General features: G+C 64.6%; 16 protein-coding genes. 8 read left to right on the forward strand and 8 right to left on the reverse strand.

The window, feature by feature from the left end; all coding sequences use genetic code 11:
- Nucleotides 1–50: 50 nt before the first annotated feature.
- Nucleotides 51–1070, reverse strand: a complete 1020-nt coding sequence (locus tag QX073_RS06730) for a hypothetical protein (protein WP_316206949.1) — start codon at nt 1068–1070, stop codon at nt 51–53.
- A gap of 164 nt (nt 1071–1234) precedes the next feature.
- On the reverse strand, nt 1235–2695 hold the full coding sequence (locus tag QX073_RS06735) for a GH1 family beta-glucosidase (RefSeq protein ID WP_315751548.1): 1461 nt from the start codon (nt 2693–2695) through the stop codon (nt 1235–1237).
- 278 nt (nt 2696–2973) lie between these two features.
- Between QX073_RS06735 and nthA the strand changes: the two genes are divergently transcribed.
- The 4 genes from nthA (at nt 2974) to QX073_RS06755 (ending at nt 5608) form a co-directional block, all read left to right on the forward strand.
- Nucleotides 2974–3609, forward strand: coding sequence for a nitrile hydratase subunit alpha (nthA, locus tag QX073_RS06740; RefSeq protein ID WP_315827603.1), 636 nt, complete (start codon nt 2974–2976; stop codon nt 3607–3609).
- Nucleotides 3609–4271: a nitrile hydratase subunit beta gene (gene nthB, locus QX073_RS06745; RefSeq protein WP_315711914.1), complete on the forward strand. Its 663-nt coding sequence runs from the start codon at nt 3609–3611 to the stop codon at nt 4269–4271. Before nthA ends, nthB begins: the two co-directional genes overlap by 1 nt.
- Entirely contained in the window at nt 4268–4654 is a 387-nt protein-coding gene (locus QX073_RS06750) for a nitrile hydratase accessory protein (protein WP_315751545.1), read from the forward strand. Before nthB ends, QX073_RS06750 begins: the two co-directional genes overlap by 4 nt.
- Nucleotides 4655–4837: 183 nt before the next feature.
- Nucleotides 4838–5608 (forward strand): hypothetical protein, encoded by a 771-nt coding sequence (locus QX073_RS06755; RefSeq protein WP_316172032.1) that lies wholly within the window; start codon nt 4838–4840, stop codon nt 5606–5608.
- A 52-nt stretch (nt 5609–5660) separates the two neighbouring features.
- Here QX073_RS06755 and queC read toward each other — a convergent pair whose 3' ends face one another.
- Nucleotides 5661–6377: a 7-cyano-7-deazaguanine synthase QueC gene (queC, locus tag QX073_RS06760; protein WP_316191247.1), complete on the reverse strand. Its 717-nt coding sequence runs from the start codon at nt 6375–6377 to the stop codon at nt 5661–5663.
- 134 nt (nt 6378–6511) lie between these two features.
- Between queC and mazG the strand changes: the two genes are divergently transcribed.
- Nucleotides 6512–7330: a nucleoside triphosphate pyrophosphohydrolase gene (gene mazG / locus QX073_RS06765; protein WP_316225483.1), complete on the forward strand. Its 819-nt coding sequence runs from the start codon at nt 6512–6514 to the stop codon at nt 7328–7330.
- 23 nt (nt 7331–7353) lie between these two features.
- On the opposite strand, the gene QX073_RS06770 is transcribed toward mazG, so the two are convergent.
- Nucleotides 7354–8256: a LysR family transcriptional regulator gene (locus tag QX073_RS06770; RefSeq protein WP_315711905.1), complete on the reverse strand. Its 903-nt coding sequence runs from the start codon at nt 8254–8256 to the stop codon at nt 7354–7356.
- A gap of 130 nt (nt 8257–8386) precedes the next feature.
- Between QX073_RS06770 and QX073_RS06775 the strand changes: the two genes are divergently transcribed.
- The 3 genes from QX073_RS06775 to QX073_RS06785 are packed head-to-tail and all read left to right on the forward strand — an operon-like array spanning nt 8387 to nt 13219.
- Nucleotides 8387–9760, forward strand: coding sequence for an MFS transporter (locus QX073_RS06775; protein ID WP_316225484.1), 1374 nt, complete (start codon nt 8387–8389; stop codon nt 9758–9760).
- Nucleotides 9761–9783: 23 nt separating this feature from the next.
- Nucleotides 9784–11469 carry an FAD-dependent oxidoreductase gene (locus QX073_RS06780; protein WP_316159505.1) on the forward strand — a complete coding sequence of 562 codons (1686 nt, stop codon included), beginning with the start codon at nt 9784–9786 and terminating at the stop codon, nt 11467–11469.
- A 16-nt stretch (nt 11470–11485) separates the two neighbouring features.
- Nucleotides 11486–13219: a thiamine pyrophosphate-requiring protein gene (locus QX073_RS06785; RefSeq protein WP_316225485.1), complete on the forward strand. Its 1734-nt coding sequence runs from the start codon at nt 11486–11488 to the stop codon at nt 13217–13219.
- Nucleotides 13220–13587: 368 nt separating this feature from the next.
- Here the strand turns inward: QX073_RS06785 and QX073_RS06790 are convergent, their stop codons facing one another.
- The 4 genes from QX073_RS06790 to QX073_RS06805 form a co-directional block, all read right to left on the reverse strand.
- Nucleotides 13588–15489, reverse strand: a complete 1902-nt coding sequence (locus QX073_RS06790) for an HNH endonuclease signature motif containing protein (protein ID WP_316225486.1) — start codon at nt 15487–15489, stop codon at nt 13588–13590.
- Between the two features lie 239 nt (nt 15490–15728).
- Entirely contained in the window at nt 15729–17108 is a 1380-nt protein-coding gene (hflX, locus tag QX073_RS06795) for a GTPase HflX (RefSeq protein ID WP_315711897.1), read from the reverse strand.
- Between the two features lie 27 nt (nt 17109–17135).
- A complete protein-coding gene (hfq, locus tag QX073_RS06800; protein WP_006613906.1) occupies nt 17136–17384 on the reverse strand; it encodes an RNA chaperone Hfq in 249 nt (82 codons plus the stop codon).
- Between the two features lie 269 nt (nt 17385–17653).
- Nucleotides 17654–19024 (reverse strand): sigma-54 dependent transcriptional regulator, encoded by a 1371-nt coding sequence (locus QX073_RS06805; protein ID WP_315711893.1) that lies wholly within the window; start codon nt 19022–19024, stop codon nt 17654–17656.
- Nucleotides 19025–19026: the final 2 nt, after the last annotated feature.

Consider the following 19026-nt stretch of genomic DNA (forward strand, 5'->3'; position numbering starts at 1 on the left):
CTTGGCCGCCGCCGATCCGCGCGCTTGCCGATCGGCCCCTTATCGGCCCGTTACGAGCAGGTGTGAACGCGCCCGTCGTAGCCGCGGTAGATGCCCTTCTCCGCGTCATAGGTGCGGAAGCTCTTGCAGTTCACACCCCGCCTCTTCGCCTCCCGCTTCATTTCGCTCTTCTGTTCGCTCTTGGGCTTGCGGACGCGTTGCTCGCGCTTGGCGGGCTTGGCGTCGTCCTCGGCATGTTGGGCATGCGCGTGGCCGTGCCGTCCGGGCTTGGCCGACGGGGACGCGGTGTCCTGCTTCGCAGCCGCCTTCCCCGGCGTGGCCGCGGAAGAAACTGCGGCCGGCGGCGCGGATGTCTTGGGCTCGGCCGGCGCAACCGCGGGCTTCACCTCGGCGGCGGCAGCCGGCTTTTCGGCGGGCGCCGCGGCTGCGGGCTTGCTCTCCGCAGCCTTCTCTTCGGCTTTCTCCGGTGCGGGCGCGTCCTTGGCGACGGCGGCGGGCTGAACGGCCGGAGCGGGCTCTGCCGGTTTCGACTCGGTCACGGCCGGCTTCTGGCCGACGTCGGTGCCGGAGTTCGGTTCGACCTTGGTCTCGGATTTGGCCTCGGCCGGCTTGCTCTCGGCCGCAGCATCCGTCGCGGTTTTTTCGGTTGATACTTTGTCCGCCGGCTGCTGGCTCGCGCTGTCTGTGGCCTGAACGGGTTTGGTGTCCGCAGCGGCTGGCTCGCCGGGCTTCTCGGCCGTCTTCTTAGGCTCGGCCGCAAGCTTGCCGGCGGCATCCGAGGGCTGCTCGGCGGGCCTGGTTTGAGCAACCGCGGGTTTCGGCTCGGACTCTACGGGCTTTTCGGCCGTCGGCGCGGCAGACTGCTCCGTGGCGGGCTTGGCCGCATCGTTCGCGGCTCCCTGGGCCCAGGCGCTGGAGCCAGCGATCACTCCGAGGACGCAGAACAGAACGCCCGCGCGGACGGCTGGCGGACAAACAACGGAAACTTGCATGCTGGAAAACTCGCTTGAGGGGCCGGCAGATTGCCGGTTTACGTCATCTGCAGCCAGCTTTCGCCACGAAAACGGCATGCGCGCAAAAGAGTCGCACGAGGTGTGCTTTCCGCATCATGGATTTGCAATCGCGACGTGAAGGCCGGCGCGCCGACACTCAATGCGTCGGATGCCGACGGCACATCGGCCGCCTGAATGGCGCGGACTGCGCCCGGCGGGACCCCGGGTGGCGTCGCGGCGCTTCACGCGCTCACGGCGTTGCGGCTGATCACGTGATGGTAGTACGACGCGCTGAGCTTGGGCGTGCGCACCTGGGTGTCGAAGTCGACGTGATAGATGCCGAAGCGCTGCTTGTAGCCGAACACCCACTCGAAATTGTCCAGCAGGCTCCACAGGAAGTAGCCCTTCACGGGCACGCCCTCGGACGTTGCGCGCTGCAGCTGGGCGAGATAGTTGCGCAGATACATCACGCGGTCGAGGTCGTGGACCTTGCCATCGGCGGTCAGCTTGTCGTCCGAGGAGGTGCCGTTCTCGGTGATGTAGATGGTCTGGAGATTCCAGATCTTGGCGGCGAGCTTCGGCACCCAATAGGCCGTCTCCGGACCGACCAGCAGCCAGGGTGAGCTCATGTGCGGGAACGAGGACGGCATCGGCAGCACGTCGAATCCGGTCGCGCGGTCCGACGCGACGACATACGCTTGCGGCGCGTAGATGTTGAGGCCGACGAAATCGACCGGCGCCGAAATGATCTTCAGTTCGTCGGCGGTGAATTTCGGCGCATCCTTGCCGGACCACGCCAGGAAACCCTCCGTGTAGCGCCCCTCGAGGATGACGTTGAGGAAGCCGGCATTCAATTCGCGCGTCGCGATCTCGGCGGCGCGGATGTTCTCCGGCGTGTCGATCGCCGGCAGGCAGGCCGTGATGTTCTCGGCCATGCCGACGCGCATGCCGGCGCGCCCGCCGGATCGGATGGCCTGGACGGCGAGACCGTGCGCCAGCGCCACGTGATGGCGCGCCTGGTTGACCTGCTGCTGCGGCAGCTTCAGCCCGGGCGCGTCGACGCCGAGGCCATAGCCGAACGGAACGAAGCGGCCGCATTCGTTGATGGTGAAGATGGTCTTCACACGGTCGCCGAGATGCTCGGCGACGTAGCCCGCATAGTGCGCAAAGGCCCTGGCCGTGTCGACCGAGAGCCAGCCGCCGACGCGGTCCTGCAGCGCCTGCGGCAGATCCCAATGATACAGCGTTGCGTACGGCGTGATGCCGTTGGCCAGGAGCTCGTCGACGAGGCGGTTGTAGAAGTCGAGGCCCTTCGGATTGGGAGTCAGCCCCCCGTCGGGAAACAGCCGGGGCCAGGCGATCGAGAACCGATAGGCCCGGCAGCCGAGCTCCTTGATCAGCCGCACGTCGTCCTTGTAGCGGTTGTAGTGATCGCAGGCGACGTCGCCGGTGCTGCCGTCCTCGATGTTGCCCTGCAAATGCGTGAACACGTCCCAGATCGACGGCCCACGGCCATCGGCCGTTGCTCCGCCCTCGATCTGGTACGACGACGTCGCCGTCCCCCACACGAAATCGGCGGGAAACCGCCGCCCGGCATCCTCCTTCACCGCGCCCTCCTCCGCTTGCGCCGGGCCATTGGCCGCCCCGAGGGCGGCCAGCCCGGCCAGCTTTGCAAGATCACGGCGGGAGACGTCGTTCGGCATTGATGAACCTCAAACCTCTGTTGCTATCGTGCCCGATCGGGACGGCGAAAGCATCACGAACCATATCTGCGCTCCGATTTGAACAGTCCGAGGTGGCGGCAAGGGAGCGGCCTCGATCACATCTGCGTCCGGAATCGGCGCGTCAATGACCGACGGCGCCGCGCCCGGCATTGTGACCGCCGCACGGCTCCGGCAGCGTTGAAACGCGACTGCTCGCACCGTCGGTTTGTAACGTCCTCGGCTCGACAGCGGTGCCCGATTACGCCTATGGTTGTACCATGACCGATCACGACCACCATCACGACCATCCGCACGATCACTCGGACCTGTCCGAGACCGATCTGCGGGTCCGCGCGCTCGAAAGCATCCTGACCGAGAAGGGATATATCGATCCCGCTGCGCTCGACGTGCTCATCGAGACCTATGAGAGCAAGGTCGGTCCCCGCAACGGCGCCCAGGTCGTGGCGCGGGCCTGGACCGATCCGGCCTATCGGGCACGCCTTCTTGCCGACGCCACGCCGGCGATCGGCGAGCTCGGCTATGCCGGCCGCCAGGGCGAGCACATCGTGGCGGTCGAGAACACGCCGGATCTGCACAACATGGTCGTGTGCACGCTGTGCTCCTGTTATCCGTGGCCCGTGCTCGGCCTGCCGCCGGTCTGGTACAAGTCGGCGCCCTATCGCGCCAAGGCGGTGAAGGATCCGCGCGGCGTCCTGAAGGATTTCGGCTTCGACTTGCCGCCGACGACGAAGATCCGGGTGTGGGATTCGACGGCCGAGGTCCGCTATTTCGTGCTGCCGATGCGTCCCGCGGGGACCGACGGCTGGAGCGCGGAGCGGCTCGCCGAGCTCGTCACGCGCGACAGCATGATCGGCACCGGCCTGCCGAAGCAACCGCACGAGGTCGGCCGCTGATGGATGGTGCGCATGACATGGGCGGCGTCGCCGGCTTCGGCCCGGTCCGCCCCGAGCCGAACGAGCCGGTGTTTCACGCCGAATGGGAGCGCCGCGCGTTCGCCATGACGCTGGCGATGGCAACCCCCGGCGGCTGGAACATCGACATGTCGCGGTTCGCGCGCGAGAACCGTCCGCCGGACGACTACCTCGGCATGAGCTACTACCAGATCTGGCTCGCGGGCCTCGAACGGCTGATGCAGGAGCGGCATCTGGTCGACGCCGATGAGATCGCCGCCGGCAAGGTGCTGCATCCGGCCAAGCCCGTCGCCAAGATCCTCACTGCAGATGCCGTCGCGCCGACACTGCGTCGCGGTGGCCCGACCGAACGCGTGGCGACGCAGCCGGCGCTGTTCGCCGTCGGCGACAGTGTACGGGCCAAGGACATCCATCCGTCGACGCACACACGGCTGCCGCGCTACGTGCGGGGCCATCTCGGCCGCGTCGCGGCGGTCAGAGGCATGCACGTGTTTCCGGACAGCAACGCCCATGGCGGCGGCGAAGATCCGCAATGGCTCTACACGGTGGCGTTCAGCGGCGCCGAGCTGTGGGCCGATGCGCCCGATCCGCTGCTGGAGGTTACGGTCGACGCTTTCGAGCCCTATCTGGAGCCAGCCCGATGAAACCGGACCGTGAGGCGGCGGTCGCGGCGACGCGCGCCCTGCCCGGCATTCCTGTCGATGACAGCGGGCCCGTATTTCGCGAGCCGTGGGAAGCGCACGCCTTCGCGATGGCCGTCACGCTGCACGCCCGCGGGCTGTTCACCTGGCCCGAATGGGCCGCCGCGCTCGCCCAGGAGATTTCACGCGCGCAAGCGGCCGGCGACGCCGATTGCGGCGATACGTATTATCGACACTGGCTGGCGACGCTCGAACGTCTGGTCGCCGAGAAGGGCGTCACCTCCGCCGATGCGCTCGCGCGCTACCGCGACGCCTGGGATCACGCGGCCGATCGCACCCCACATGGCAAGCCCATCGAGCTCCGGCCCGAGGATTTTGCCGGCTGAGCGTTTCGCAAGGGTCGCGAGGATGCTTAATGCCCGGTGAGCGGGCGATCCTGCTTTTGATGGTGCGGTCTTAACGGCCGGCTATTCATGCCGCGAACAGCCGTATTCGTTCGAAATTGAACATTCATCAGTGCGTCCGTAGCGTCCCGCATCTTCTTTGCCGAAGTTGAGGGGACGTTGAAAATGCCCGCGCCAGAGTTCGCCACCATCGTCGACACGCTCGCCGGCGTGCGTCAGGACTATCACGAGAAGCTCAAATCGATTCCGCAGTACGAGGCCTTCCTGCTGATCGAGAGCTCGACCGAGAAGGCCGCCGGAGCCCTGCACGGCACCGAAGCGTCGGGCTCCTCCATCGCCACCGACGTGATCGACTCGCTGCAATATGCGCGCAACCGGTTCGAGCAGCACATGGCCTCGATCCCGGAATATCGCGTGCTGGTGGCGATCGACCGCGTGATCAAGGAGATCTCGCAGCATCTCGGCCTCGCGCCGCATGATGATGCGCCGGCCACAGAGAGCCTTGCCGCGGCCGCCGAACAGCCTGCCGAAGCCGCCGAGGCGGTGGCCAGCGCTGCGAGCGCCGACACGGATGCTCCCGCCGAAGAGGCCGTCGACCCGGCGCCGGAGCAGGCAGAAATGGCCGAGGACGAACCGGCCGCAGCGGAGCCGGTCGAGGCCGAGGCCCCGACCCTGCGTATCGTCGACAAGCCGGTGAAGTCGCCGTCGATCGTGCCCGCCGATCACGACGGTGCCGCCCACGACGACGACATCGTGGTGCTGAACGCGCCTGCCTGGGAGAAGAGCGGCAAGGACGCCAATCACGACATCACCGCGCGCCTCGTCGCGCAGGCGGCCTCCGCCGCAGCCAGTGAGGCCGATGACGGCCACGACCTCGCCGATGCGGATCTCGTCATCGTCAGCCAGCGTGAGCCGTCGGACAACGAAGCCGCCTGAGCGCTCGCCTGTCGCGCAACTCTCCGCGGGGCCCGAAGGCCCCGCTTCCGATTCAGGATGGCCCGCCCGCCGCGATGTATTCGCGCCATCCTTTGGCGCGCAGCTCGCAGGCGGGACACTGTCCGCAGCCGTGCCCCCAATCGTGCCGCGCGCCGCGCTCGCCGAGATAACAGGTGTGCGACCGGTCGCGGATCAGGTCCACGAGCCCGGTGCCGCCGAGATCATGCGCCAACTGCCAGGTCGCGGCCTTCGACAGCCACATCAGCGGCGTGTGCAGCTCGAACGCGCGCGCCATGCCCAGGCTCAGCGCGCTCTGCAGCGCCTTGATGGTCTCGTCGCGGCAGTCCGGATAGCCCGAATAGTCCGTCTCGCACATGCCGCCGACGATGTGGCGGATGCCGCGGCGATAGGCGAGCGCCGCCGCAAAGGTCAGGAACACCAGATTGCGGCCCGGCACGAAGGTGTTGGGCAGGCCGTCAGCGCCCATCTCGATCGCGACGTCGCGCGTCAGCGCCGTCTCGGAGATCGCAGCCAGCGTTGGAATGTCCAGCGTGTGGCTGTCGCCGAGCTTTGCCGCCCAGTCGGGACGCAGGCGCGCGATGCCCTCGACCAGCCAGTCGCGGCAGGCGAGCTCGATCGCATGGCGCTGGCCGTAGGCGAATCCGATCGTCTCGACGCGCGCGAAGCGGTCGAGCGCCCAGGCCAGGCACGTCGTGGAATCCTGCCCGCCCGAGAACAGCACCAGGGCTGTCATGTCCTGCTCACTCATGGCCCCCCGCTTAGCATCATCGACGGGTCGGGCCAACCCGCGGAGCGATCCCGCGTAATCGCCCTTTTTGCTGGGAGCCGCGCGCGGCTTGGGGCATACAGGACACGATCGAACGATGCTGTCAGGACCTGCCCATGATCCCCTCCCGCGACATCTCACGCCTGATCGAGATCATGGCGGCGCTGCGCACGCCGGTCACCGGCTGCCCGTGGGATATCGAGCAGACGTTCCGGACCATCGCGCCCTACACCATCGAGGAAGCCTATGAGGTGGCCGACGCGATCACGCGCTACGATCTCGACGATCTGCGCGAGGAGCTCGGCGATCTCCTGCTGCAGGTGGTCTATCACGCCCGCATCGCCGAAGAACAAGGCGCGTTTGCATTCGGCGACGTCGTCGAGGGCATCACGAAGAAGATGATCCGCCGCCATCCGCATGTGTTCCCGGACAAGGACGGCAACGTCACTCAGCCGACCAAAGGCACATGGGACCGCATCAAGGCCGAGGAGAAGGCCGAGCGCGCCGCGCGACGGCCGCCCGAGGCGGAGACGGGCAAGTCCTCGCTGCTGTCGGGCGTCAAGGCCGGACAGCCTGCGCTGGTCCGCGCGATGGAGCTGCAGCGCAAGGCCGCGACCGTCGGTTTCGACTGGAACGATCCGCGCGCGGTGTTGCAGAAGATCCGCGAGGAAGCCGACGAGATCGAGGCCGCGCTCGACAACAAGGATGCGACCGAGCTGACCGAGGAGACCGGCGATCTCCTGTTCGCGCTGGTCAATCTTGCCCGCCATGCCGAGGTGGATCCGGAGACCGCGTTGCGGGGCACCAACGCCAAGTTCGAGCGCCGTTTCGCGCACATCGAACAGGCGCTGACGGCCAAGGGCCGCACGCTCGAAGAAGCGTCGCTCGACGAGATGGACGAATTGTGGAACGAGGCGAAGCGACTGGAGAAGTAGCGTCCCCGTCTCCGAAGCCGTGATCAGCCGCCCTTCCGCGACAGCACGGCCTTTGCGATCTCGACGAAGCGCTGCGCGGCCGGCGACAATCCAAAGTCGGCGCGGCTCAACAGCGAGACATGCCGATGGATCGTCGGCTGCGACAGCGGGATCGCGGCAAGCGTCGGAAATTGTGCCTTCGGCAGCATGTGCGCGGGCAGGATGCTGATGCCGGCGCCCTCCGCCGTGAGCGCCAGCGCGGTCGTGATCAGCGACACCTCCCACGCCGGCTTCAGCGCCCGCCCCGTCTGCGCCAGCGCTTCGTCGATCTGACGGCGGATGCGCGTGCCGTGACGCATCGTGATCAGATCGGAGCTCATGATGCCGTCCCAGGTCAGACGGCGGTGCTTCTCGAACCGGCCGTCCTTGATGCCGATCGCCGAGAGCGGACTTTGCATCAGTGTATCGATCCTGACCTCCGGCACGCCGTCGTCCTCGACGCTGCCGAGGCCGAACTCCGCATGCCCGGCCATCACGATCGCGAGGAGTTCGTCGGGCGCGACATCGCGCAGATCGATCCTCACCTCGGGATGGCGCGATCGAAACGTCGCAAACACGCGTGGAAGCAGCGCCGACGCGACGCCCGCTGAGACCGCGATGGAAATTCGGCCGGCCTTGATCTCGGCAAGGTCGCGCATCCGCTGCGACAGCCCCTGCGTCCCCGCCAGGATGCGTTCCGCGGCGGTGATCGCCTCACGGCAGGCCGCCGTCGGGTGCAGCGCCCGCGTCGTGCGATCGAACAGCTTGAGCTGAAAGTTCTCCTCGATCTGCCGGATCAGCAGGCTGATCGCCGACTGCGTGACGCGCAGCTCGGCGGCCGCCCTGGTGATGCTGCCGAGCCGATACACCAGGACCAGGGCCTCCAATTGCCGCAAGGTCGGGGGCATTAGCTTTCCTCATGAATGAATGAGAATTTTGTGGCTAATCGAAAGAGTTTGATCATGCAACATATTTGCAAACAGCCGGCGGCTGCTGCGAAGCGCGCCAGGCAACAACAAGCACATGGGGGAGGGACATTTGACGCAAGCGATCAATCTCACGCGCTACGTCGACGAGCGGCCGCTGTCGGGCTTCCAGATCAGGGTGATCTGCCTGTGCGCGCTGGTCGTCGGGCTCGACGGCTTCGATGCCCAGGCGCTCGGCTTCGTCGCCCCTGCCCTCAGCAAGGACCTGCATCTGGCGCCGGGCGCGTTGGGGCCCGTGTTCGGTGCGTCCCTGTTCGGCGTGATGATCGGCTCGCTGGTGTTCGGCGCGCTGGCCGACTATCTCGGGCGCAAATGGCTGGTCGTCGCCGGGGTTCTCGTGTTCGCGCTTGGATCGCTGGCGACCACCCAGGCCACCAGCGTATCCGACCTCGTCATCATTCGGTTCCTCACCGGCCTCGGGCTCGGCGGCGTCCTGCCCAACACGATCGCTCTGACCGGCGAATATTCGCCGCAGCGTCGCAGGACCCTGTTGATCATGCTGATGTTCATGACGGTGTCGCTCGGATCGGCGATCGGCGGAGCGGTCGCGGCGAAGCTCATCACCGCCTATGGCTGGCAGATCATCTTTCTCATCGGCGGCATTCTGCCGCTCATCCTCTGTCCGGTCCTCATTATCTGGCTGCCGGAATCGCTCTCGCTGCTGGCTCTCGACGACAACAAGAATGATCGCGTGCGCGCGCTGCTGAGCCGGATCGATCCGTCGGACCGCCTCCCCGCCGACGCGCGCTTTACGATCATCGAGGAGAGCGGCAAGGGCTTCCTGCTGCCGCAGTTGTTCACCAAGCGGCGCCTGCTCCCGACCCTGCTGCTGTGGGTGATGTTCTTCATGAACATGATGGACATCTATTTCCTCAACAGCTGGCTGCCGACGCTCACACATGGTGTCGGGCTTGACGTCCAGGCGGCGATCGCCGTCGGCATCGCCTTCCAGCTCGGCGGCATGCTTGGCACCGTCGGGCTCGGCCTGCTGATCGAAAAGTTCGGCTTCGATCGCGTCCTGTTCGCGACCTACGTTGCCGGCTTCCTCTCGATCATCACCATCGGTATCGCGGGAGCCTCGTTGCCGATTCTCGTGCCGGCCGTCTTCATTGCCGGCGTCGCGGTGATCGGCGGACAGATCGGCTGCAACGCCTACGCGGCGCGCATCTATCCGACCTACATCCGCGGCACCGGCATCGGCTGGGCACTGGGCATCGGCCGCTTCGGCTCGATCCTCGGCGTCACGATCGGCGGGTTGATGCTCGCAGCGAAATGGGACGTGTCCTCGCTGTTTCAGGCCAGCGCGGTGCCGCAACTGTTCTCGGCACTGGTGATCCTGGGCCTTGCCGTCCTCGGCATGCGCGGCAGTCTTCCGACCGCCGACGGCACGCAGCGGGATGCGCTTTCGACAGCCGAGCGTGCCTAGGTTCAGAGCAGAAGAGAACTGACATGAAGACGATTCAAACCCAGGTGCTCATCGTGGGCGCCGGTCCGGTCGGACTGACCGCCGCCATGGATCTCGCCTCGCGCGGCATCGAGGTCGTGGTCGCGGAGATCAGGCGCGCCGGAGAGCCGCCCAACGTAAAATGCAACCACGTCTCCGCGCGCTCGATGGAGGTGTTCCGCCGCCTTGGCATCGTCCAACAAGTGCGCGAAGGCGGCCTGCCGGCCGACTTTCCCAACGACTGCGCCTATCGCACCACGGTCGTCGGCCGCGAGCTGACGCGCATCCCGATTCCGTCCCGCAAGGACCGCTATACGGCGACCGGTGGACCCGACACCGATTGGCCGACGCCCGAGCCGCCCCATCGCATCAACCAGATCTATCTCGAGCCCATCCTGTTCGCTTGCGCCGAGGCGCAACGCGGCATCACGATCCTGAACCGCGTCGAGGTCGATCGGTTCGACCAGGATGAAAACGGCGTGATCGCGCGGGCACGCGATCTCGACGCCGGCCGAGACATCACCATTTCGGCCGATTATCTGATTGGCTGCGACGGTGGCCGCTCCGCGGTGCGCAAGCTGATCGGCGCGCGGCTCAGCGGCACCGATGTCGTGCAGCGGGTGCAGTCGACCTACATCCATGCCCCTGCGCTGAAGGACCTGATCACCCAGAAGCCGGCCTGGATGACGATGTCGCTCAACCCCCGGCGCTGCGGCACCACCGTCTCCATCGACGGCCGCGACAACTGGCTGATCCACAACCACCTCGCGGCCGAGGAAGTCGAATTCGACAGTGTCGATCGCGATTGGGCGTTGCGCACCATTCTCGGTGTCGACGACCGCTTCGAGTACGAGGTCATCAGCAAGGAGGACTGGATCGGACGCCGCCTGGTGGCGGATCGCTTTCGCGATCGCCGTGCCTTCATCTGTGGCGATGCGGCGCATCTGTGGATTCCCTATGCGGGCTACGGCATGAATGCCGGGATCGCCGATGCGGTCGACCTGTGCTGGATGCTCGCCGGCGTGCTGCACGGCTGGGCTGCCCCTGCCCTGCTGGACGCCTATGAGGCGGAGCGGCAGCCGATCACCGAACAGGTGTCGCACTTCGCGATGAACCATGCGCTCGCCGTGATGAGCCAGCGACGCAGCGTGCCTGCCGAAGTCGAAATGGACGGCCCCGTGGGCGATGAGGCGCGCCGCAAGGTGGGACAGGCCGCCTACGACCTCAACGTGCAGCAATATTGCTGCTCCGGCCTGAACTTCGGCTACTACTACGACCGGTCACCGGCCATTTCGTACGATGGCGAGACGCCGCCGCCCTACGGCATGGGCCATTTCACCGCGTCGACCGTGCCGGGCGCACGCGCCCCGCATGTGTGGCTCGCCGATGGCCGCTCGCTGCTCGACGCGCTCGGCCCGGCCTATACGCTGGTCCGGTTCGATCCAACCATCAATGCCGAGGCGCTGGTCGAGGCCGCAGCCCGCCAGGGCGTTCCCTTGACGCTCGTCGACGTCGACCGGGCCAAGGGCGGCTACGACTTCGCTGACAGCCTGCTCGTGGTGCGACCGGATTCGCACATCGCCTGGCGCGGCGCGGCCGCACCTCAGGAGCCCGACGACCTGTTGGACCGCCTGCGCGGCCTCACAACCCAGGCTGAGGCCGTGCGCCGTGACAATGCCGTCGTCGCCTGATCCTCGCCACCGCGCCATGACACGCCACACCACCGCGCACTACTTCCTCGAGGCGCTCGTCGAGAGCGGCATCGACTACATCTTTGCCAATCTCGGCACCGATCATGTCTCGCTGATCGAGGAACTTGCACGCTGGGACAGCGAAGGTCGACGGCACCCCGAGGTGATCCTGTGTCCCCACGAGGTGGTCGCTGCGCACATGGCGATGGGCTATGCGAGCGCGACCGGCCGCGGTCAGGCCGTGTTCGTCCACGTCGATGCCGGCACGGCGAACGCGTGCATGGCCATTCAGAACGCCTTTCGCTACCGGCTGCCGGTGCTGCTGTTCGCTGGGCGGGCTCCGTTCGCGCTGCATGGCGAGCTGCCGGGAGGACGTGACACCTACGTCCACTTCGTGCAGGAGAACTTCGATCAGGGCAGCATCGTGCGGCCCTATGTCAAATGGGAATACACCCTGCCGTCGGGCGTCGTCGTCAAGGAGGCGGTGGCCCGCGCTGCCGCGTTCATGCACAGCGATCCGCCCGGCCCGGTCTACATGATGCTGCCGCGAGAAACCCTTGCCGAGACCTGGGACGAACAGGCGATGCCGGCCTACCCGGCCGCGCGCTATGGCAGCGTCAAAGCGGGAGGCATCGAGCCGGAACGCGCGCAGGCGATCGCGGACGCGCTGATGAAGGCGGACAATCCGATCGCGGTGACCGCATATCTCGGACGCAGCGCCGAGGCGGTTTCTGTGCTGGAGCGACTGGCGCTGGTCTGCGGAATCCGGGTCGCCGAGTTCAATCCCATCACGATGAACATCTGCCAGGACTCCCCTTGCTTTGCGGGCGCCGATCCTGCCGCGCTTATTGCTGGCGCCGATCTCGGGCTGCTCATCGACATCGACGTCCCCTTCATTCCGCAGATGCTGAAGGCGGCCGATCGGCTGCGCTGGATCCAGATCGACATCGACGCCCTGAAGGCGGACATCCCGATGTGGGGATTTGCCACCGACCTCCGCATTGAGGGCGATTCGGCCGTCATTCTTCGGCAGGTCCTGGAGCTCGTCGTCGCACGTGCCGACGATACATATTTGAGGAAGGTGCGCGACCGGATCGCGAGCTGGCAGCCAACCCGCAAGGCCGCGCATGCGAGACATACGTCGGCGGCCGCGCAGAAGGGCTCAATCGGCGCGATCAACCCGGCCCATTTGTTCGCGCGGCTGCAGGCGCATCTGTCGGAGCACGACATCGTTGTCAACGAGGCGGTCCGCAACGCGCCGGTCCTGCAGCAGCAGCTTCGCCGCACCAGGCCGATGACCTATGTGGGCCTGGCGGGCGGCGGCCTCGGCTTCAGCGGCGGCATGGCGCTCGGACTCAAGCTCGCCAATCCCTCAGCGCGCGTGGTGCAGATCGTCGGCGACGGCGCCTATCATTTCGCCGCGCCGGATTCCGTCTACGCCGTAGCGCAGCAATATCAGCTTCCGATCCTGACCGTGATCCTCGACAACAACGGCTGGCAGGCGGTGAAGGCTTCGGTTCAGCGCGTCTATCCGGACGGCGCGGCACAGCAGACCGACTCATTTCTTTCCCGGCTCTGCACCGGCCGTCAGGACGAGCAGCGTCGTCTCGCCGACATCGCCTGCGCATTCGGCGCCCATGGCGAGCGGGTCGACGATCCCGAGGCGCTCGATGCAGCCATCGAACGCTGCGTCGCAGCCGTCGACGGCGGTCGCGCCGCAGTGCTGCACGTCGACATCACGCCCCTTTAGTTCGATCGAGCGCGACCAAATGGCGGTCTGATCCGGCGCGACGGTCAGTTGTGCAGAGATGTAGACGACCAGTGCGGCCTACCCACGGCAGCAAACAACGATTCACTCCACCACGATATCACATTTGACGCTATCAGCGCGTACCGCTCATACTGCGCGGTACCTGTGAAGATTGGCGAGAAGCCCAACGAGATCGAGACCACGCTTCGTGACAGTCGAGCGGTGCCAACGACGATCTACAACACCTCCATGCCTACATCGAACTCGCCCCTGCAAACGGGGGCACTCTAGACGTGGTCTTGCCTGAAGGCGTCGACAGCTGTGGACCGACACGGAGAAAGCAACTTGGACACGAGGTATAAAACGCATCATGCGGAGCTTCGAGACAGACCAGGTGAATCTTCCAATCTGGCTAGGGACGCTTCTAGATCAGCGATTGCGCTCCCATATCGCGCGCTTGCCACGCTCCGGGCTCTAAGCAGGTGCGCACGTGCTTCCTCCAGACGCTTCACATGCAAGCAGGCCCGCACACGTGCAGCATGTATCGGAAACCTATGCCCTCCATAGCGACTGGCGCGTTCGAAAAACCGCATTGCGAGATCCAGATCAGATCTACAACGAGCAGTTAAGGTGCCTAGCATCGTCCAGAACTCTGCTTCATCGACACCGAAGAGCACGTCGTGGCCGAATGCGTCTTGTCCAAAAAAGCGCCGCCGCGCATCCGTCAAGATGTTCGCGAGTTGGTTCGGAGCTTCGAGATCCGTCTCAAACTTGGATAACAGATTAATATCGAACCACTTTTCATCCACAATGGACCTGCAAGCAATCCAAGCCTTGAAATTGTGGGCATGATCGAAGCCCTGACGCAATGCCTCCGAAAGAAACGAGAGTGCATCATTCACAATTGTCAATCCTCTGCTTCGATCTTGCGAATATGCAGCAGTCGAAGCCTCGCCTATGACGTGTGCCACACGGCTCAACGCAGGACGAAATCCGAAATCGATGCCCGTCCAAAATGCGTCTATCGACTTGATATATTGAAATGTTTGTCGATAGAAGATTGGACGATATTTCGCAGCCGCGCCGTACTCTAAAAGCTCGGGGCTCTCTAAGGTTTGGCCTATAGCGGCTATTCGTTCATCGTACTCCGCGACCGACCTCAGGGGGAGCAATCTTGCTTTCGAGTATTCCACGAGCAAAGACTGCAGCAACGCCGACGAGGATCTAACGAGAGAAAGGCTGCGTTTCGCGCAGCGTTCAGCTTCGCTGAACGAGCGTTCTTGGTGTGATTGAAGTCGCTGCAAGCGACCTCGCCACCTGACCACGGATGACTTTACAATTAAACTATAAGCCAACGCGTCACGATCGTCAGCTGAACTACTAACGGAATCGAGCTTGTCGTTCAGCGACTTCGCCAGCGTTAGCTTTTTCTGTGCATCGAATACACCGTATTCATCCCTTAAGAAAAGCAGCATAAGCGAAACCGCGACGGGCACTTTTCGCGGGTCCACTATCGTTTTCAGTATAGCGATGCTCGCCTGCAGCCCCTTCTCCCATCGAGACGAGGAATAGTCGTTCTCCAACGACGTAGTTTTGAGCTCAAGTCGCGCCAGCTCCACCCATTGCACGGCAGTTTCAACCAAGGGATTGAGCGCAATGTCGCCAAGGACACGCTCTGCCTGCCGGAGAAGACTGCGCCCCTCTTTTGGTCCACTCAGGGTCGCCTCATTCATCAGGTCATATATTCGACCGACCCTGACATCTTGCGCCAACTCGTGGTGGTCGAACCTAAATGGACTACTCTGAAACAAGTCGTCCACGAATCTGGCGACGTGACGAGCCTTGTTAATGACCATCTGGAAAAGAATCGCCGGCGGGTATTCGCTCGGCTTCTCTTGATCGATCAGGTGATGGTGCTTTCGGCAAAGCAGCATCAAGTTGTTTTCAGAATCGAGATCGACGTGCGGAAACGACGCTTTGAATTCGGATCGACTACCCTCATTCACCGGCAGGATGTGACAGAGTTCGCCGATCATCTCGATGTGCCCATTGGACCATCTTGCTGCGATTTCCCCACAAGCCCCGTACTCACAGCGGCCAATCGATCTCATAAAGATCGAGGTTCGGACACTCTGTCGGATTTTTTCTCTTGAGGCCATACGCGCAACCCGCATGTCGCTCGACAAAATAATCTCATTTAAACGAAAGGCGCTTCTGAACGGCGTGGCTGTCGGCAGCTTTTGATACAACGCAATATTGGTAATTAACACGTTTTAGTTGTAAGTTTTCCATGTGTAAAGTCATCTGCGTCTATGAGCCGAGATGGCTGTGAGAGCCGTTCAATCGGCTGCATCCATTTGATTTTGCTGCGCGATGATGCTGGTGTGGCTTACTAGGCGACCGCCGGAGACGTTCAAAGAATATAGCGTATAAGCGCGTAAATCAGTTGATTTGGATGATTGCCGCTCGATCGAGCGGCAATTGATAGTGGTCGGATACCTTTGCTGCTTTACGCCACCCGGGGCACGCCGTGATAGCGCTCGACCACGATGTCGCGCTTGGTGGCGTCGACGCGCACGGTCATGTCGTAGCGGCCTTCGTTCAGCTCCTTGGCCAGCACCTCGGCGTTGCGGTGCAGCCAGGAGATGCCGGCGCCGTCGGCCGCGTCGATGGTGAGATCGAGCGTGGTCCGCGCCGCCGCGAGACGGTCCTCGATCGTCTGCAGGAGCGCGTCGACGCCGTCCCCGGTCTGGGCCGAGACCAGCAGGCATGGCCGCTCCGGCGGCCGACGCCCGGCGATGTTGGCGAGGTTCTCGCGCGCTGCCTGGTCGAGACGGTCGATCTTGTTCCAGACCTCGATGATGGTGTCGGTGGCCTCGGGATCGATGCCGAGCTGGCTGAGCACCAGCTCGACATCGTGCTGCTGCGCCTCGGCATCCTCGTGCGACATGTCGCGGACGTGCAGGATCACGTCGGCCTCCAGCACCTCCTCGAGCGTGGCGCGGAAGGCGGCGACGAGCTGCGTCGGCAGGTTGGAGATGAAGCCCACGGTGTCCGACAGCATCGCCTTGCCGCCATGCGGCAGCGTGATCGCGCGCAAGGTCGGATCAAGCGTCGCGAACAGCATGTCGGCGGCCTGGACGTCGGCGCGCGTCAGGCGATTGAACAGCGTCGACTTGCCGGCATTGGTGTAGCCGACCAGCGCCACGACGCGATACGGCACGCGCTGGCGTCCGGCGCGATGCAGCCGCCGCGTCGCCTGGACCTTCTTCAACTCGTTCTCGAGCCGCGTGATGCGGTCGCCGATCAGGCGGCGGTCGGCCTCGATCTGGGTCTCGCCGGGACCGCCCATGAAGCCGAAGCCGCCGCGCTGGCGTTCGAGATGGGTCCAGGACCGCACCAGACGGCTGCGCTGATAGTTGAGATGCGCGAGCTCGACCTGCAGCGCGCCCTCCTTCGTCTTGGCGCGGCGGCCGAAGATCTCCAGGATCAAGCCGGTGCGGTCGAGCACCTTGGTGTTCCAGGCCTTCTCGAGGTTTCGCTGCTGGATCGGCGAGAGCGCGCAATCCATCACCACCAGCTCGACGCCATGGCCGGCGATCACGCCGGCAATCTCTTCGACCTTGCCCTTGCCGAGATAGGTCGCAGGGCGGATTTGCCCGATCGGCGCGAGAATGGCCTCGGCCACCGTCAGGTCGATGGCCCGCGCGAGGCCCGCCGCCTCGTCGATCCGTGCCTCGAAATCACGCATGTCTGATTGGCCTGCTTGCGCGCCATCGTCGCCGCGGCGCGCTCGCAAGTAGGGGCCGACCACGATGACGAGCCCGGTCCCCTTATTGTCATCCGGCCTCGACAGGCCGATGGTCCCTTCGCGATCGCGGGGTTCCAATCAGGTCACTCTCACGTCAGGTCACACTCACGCAGACGCGTCCTCGCCGCCCTCGAACAACTGGATCGGCGCGCCCGGCATGATGGTGGAGATCGCATGCTTGTAGACGAGCTGCGAGTGACCGTCGCGCCGGAGCAGCAGGCAGAAATTGTCGAACCATGTGACAATCCCCTGCAGTTTCACGCCATTGACCAGGAAGATCGTGAGCGGCGTCTTGGTCTTGCGGACATGGTTGAGAAAGGTGTCTTGTAGGTTTTGTGCGCGGTCGGCCGCCATTGTTGTTATCTCGCAGTCTTGTGCTTTTTCTTATTGAACCTTCGATGACCCGATCGCAGGCCCCGGATTCATCGAGGTGGCCCATGGTCCATTGAGATCCCCCTCGAGGGACCACGGGATGCCGGATTAGAAGACAGGCGAGCATATTAGGCAAGCCGCTTGCAAGGAGGCCGGTTCCAAAAGAACCGGATTCATCCGTAAAATTCCGGAAATGGACGAATTTTCCAATGTAAATTCGTCCAGTCGGCAAGTTTGGCCGAGCGGGAGCCTCAGCCGACGCCGAGCGCCTTCAGCTTGCGATGCAGGGCGGACCGCTCCATGCCCACGAACTCGGCCGTGCGCGAGATGTTGCCGGAGAAGCGGCTGATCTGGGCGATGAGATAGTCGCGCTCGAACACCTCGCGTGCCTCGCGCAACGGCAGTCCCATGATGTGCTCGCCATTGTTGCTGGTCGGCATCGCCGGCACCATCGATCCCACATCCGGCGGCAGCATGTCGGCGGTGATGATCACCTCCGGTCCGCCGGCGGCCAGAATCATGACGCGCTCGACGTTGTTGCGAAGCTGACGGACGTTGCCGGGCCACACATGCGACTGCAGCACGGCCATGGCGTCCTGGCCGATCTGCCGCTTCGGCAGGCCGGTCGTGGCCGAAATCTGCTCCATGAAATAGTCGATCAGCTCCGGAATGTCCTCGCGGCGCTCCGACAGCGGCGGAACCCGGATCGGAACCACCGACAGACGGTGATAGAGGTCCTCGCGGAAACGCCCGGCGGCAATCTCCTCCTCGAGATTCCGTGCGGTCGAGGAGATGATGCGCACGTCGACGTGCACCTTGGTGGTGCCGCCGGCGCGCTGGAACGTCTGGTCGACCAGCACGCGCAGGATCTTGTTCTGCGTCTCGCGCGGCATGTCGGCGATCTCGTCGACGAACAGCGTGCCGCCGTGGGCCTCTTCGAGCGCGCCGGTCTTGCGCGCCTGCTCGCCATTGGACTGCTCGATGCCGAACAGCTCCTCCTCCATCCGCTCCGGCGTGATCGCGGCGGCGTTGATGACGACGAACGGGCCCTCGGAGCGCGGCGACTGAGCGTGCAGCGAACGCGCGGCGAGCTCCTTGCCCGAGCCGGGAGGGCCGACGATCAGGATGCGGCTGTTGGCCTTGGCGGCGCGCTCGATGGTCTGGCGCAACTGGTTCATCGACGGCGAGCGGCCGGTCATGCTGCTCGCGGTCGGCGCCAGCTGCTTGAGCTCGCGCACCTCGCGCTTGAGCCGGGAATTCTCCAGCGCACGCGTCGCTACCAGAATCAGCCGGTCGGACTTGAACGGCTTCTCGATGAAGTCATAGGCGCCGCGCTTGATCGCGGCGACCGCCGTTTCGATGTTGCCGTGGCCGGAGATCATCACGACCGGAAGGTCGGGATGGTCCTTCTTGATCTGCTCGAGGAGCTGCAGACCGTCGAGCTTGGAGCCCTGCAGCCAGATGTCCAGGAACACCAGGTTGGGACGGCGGCTCGTGATCTCCGCGAGCGCCGAATCGCTGTCGCGCGCGGTTCGCGTCGTGAAGCCTTCGTCATCCAGGATGCCGGCGACCAGCTCCCGGATATCGGCTTCATCGTCGACAATCAGAATATCACTCGCCATGG

It is taken from the genome of Bradyrhizobium sp. SZCCHNS3052, assembly GCF_032484495.1.
GTDB lineage: Bacteria > Pseudomonadota > Alphaproteobacteria > Rhizobiales > Xanthobacteraceae > Bradyrhizobium.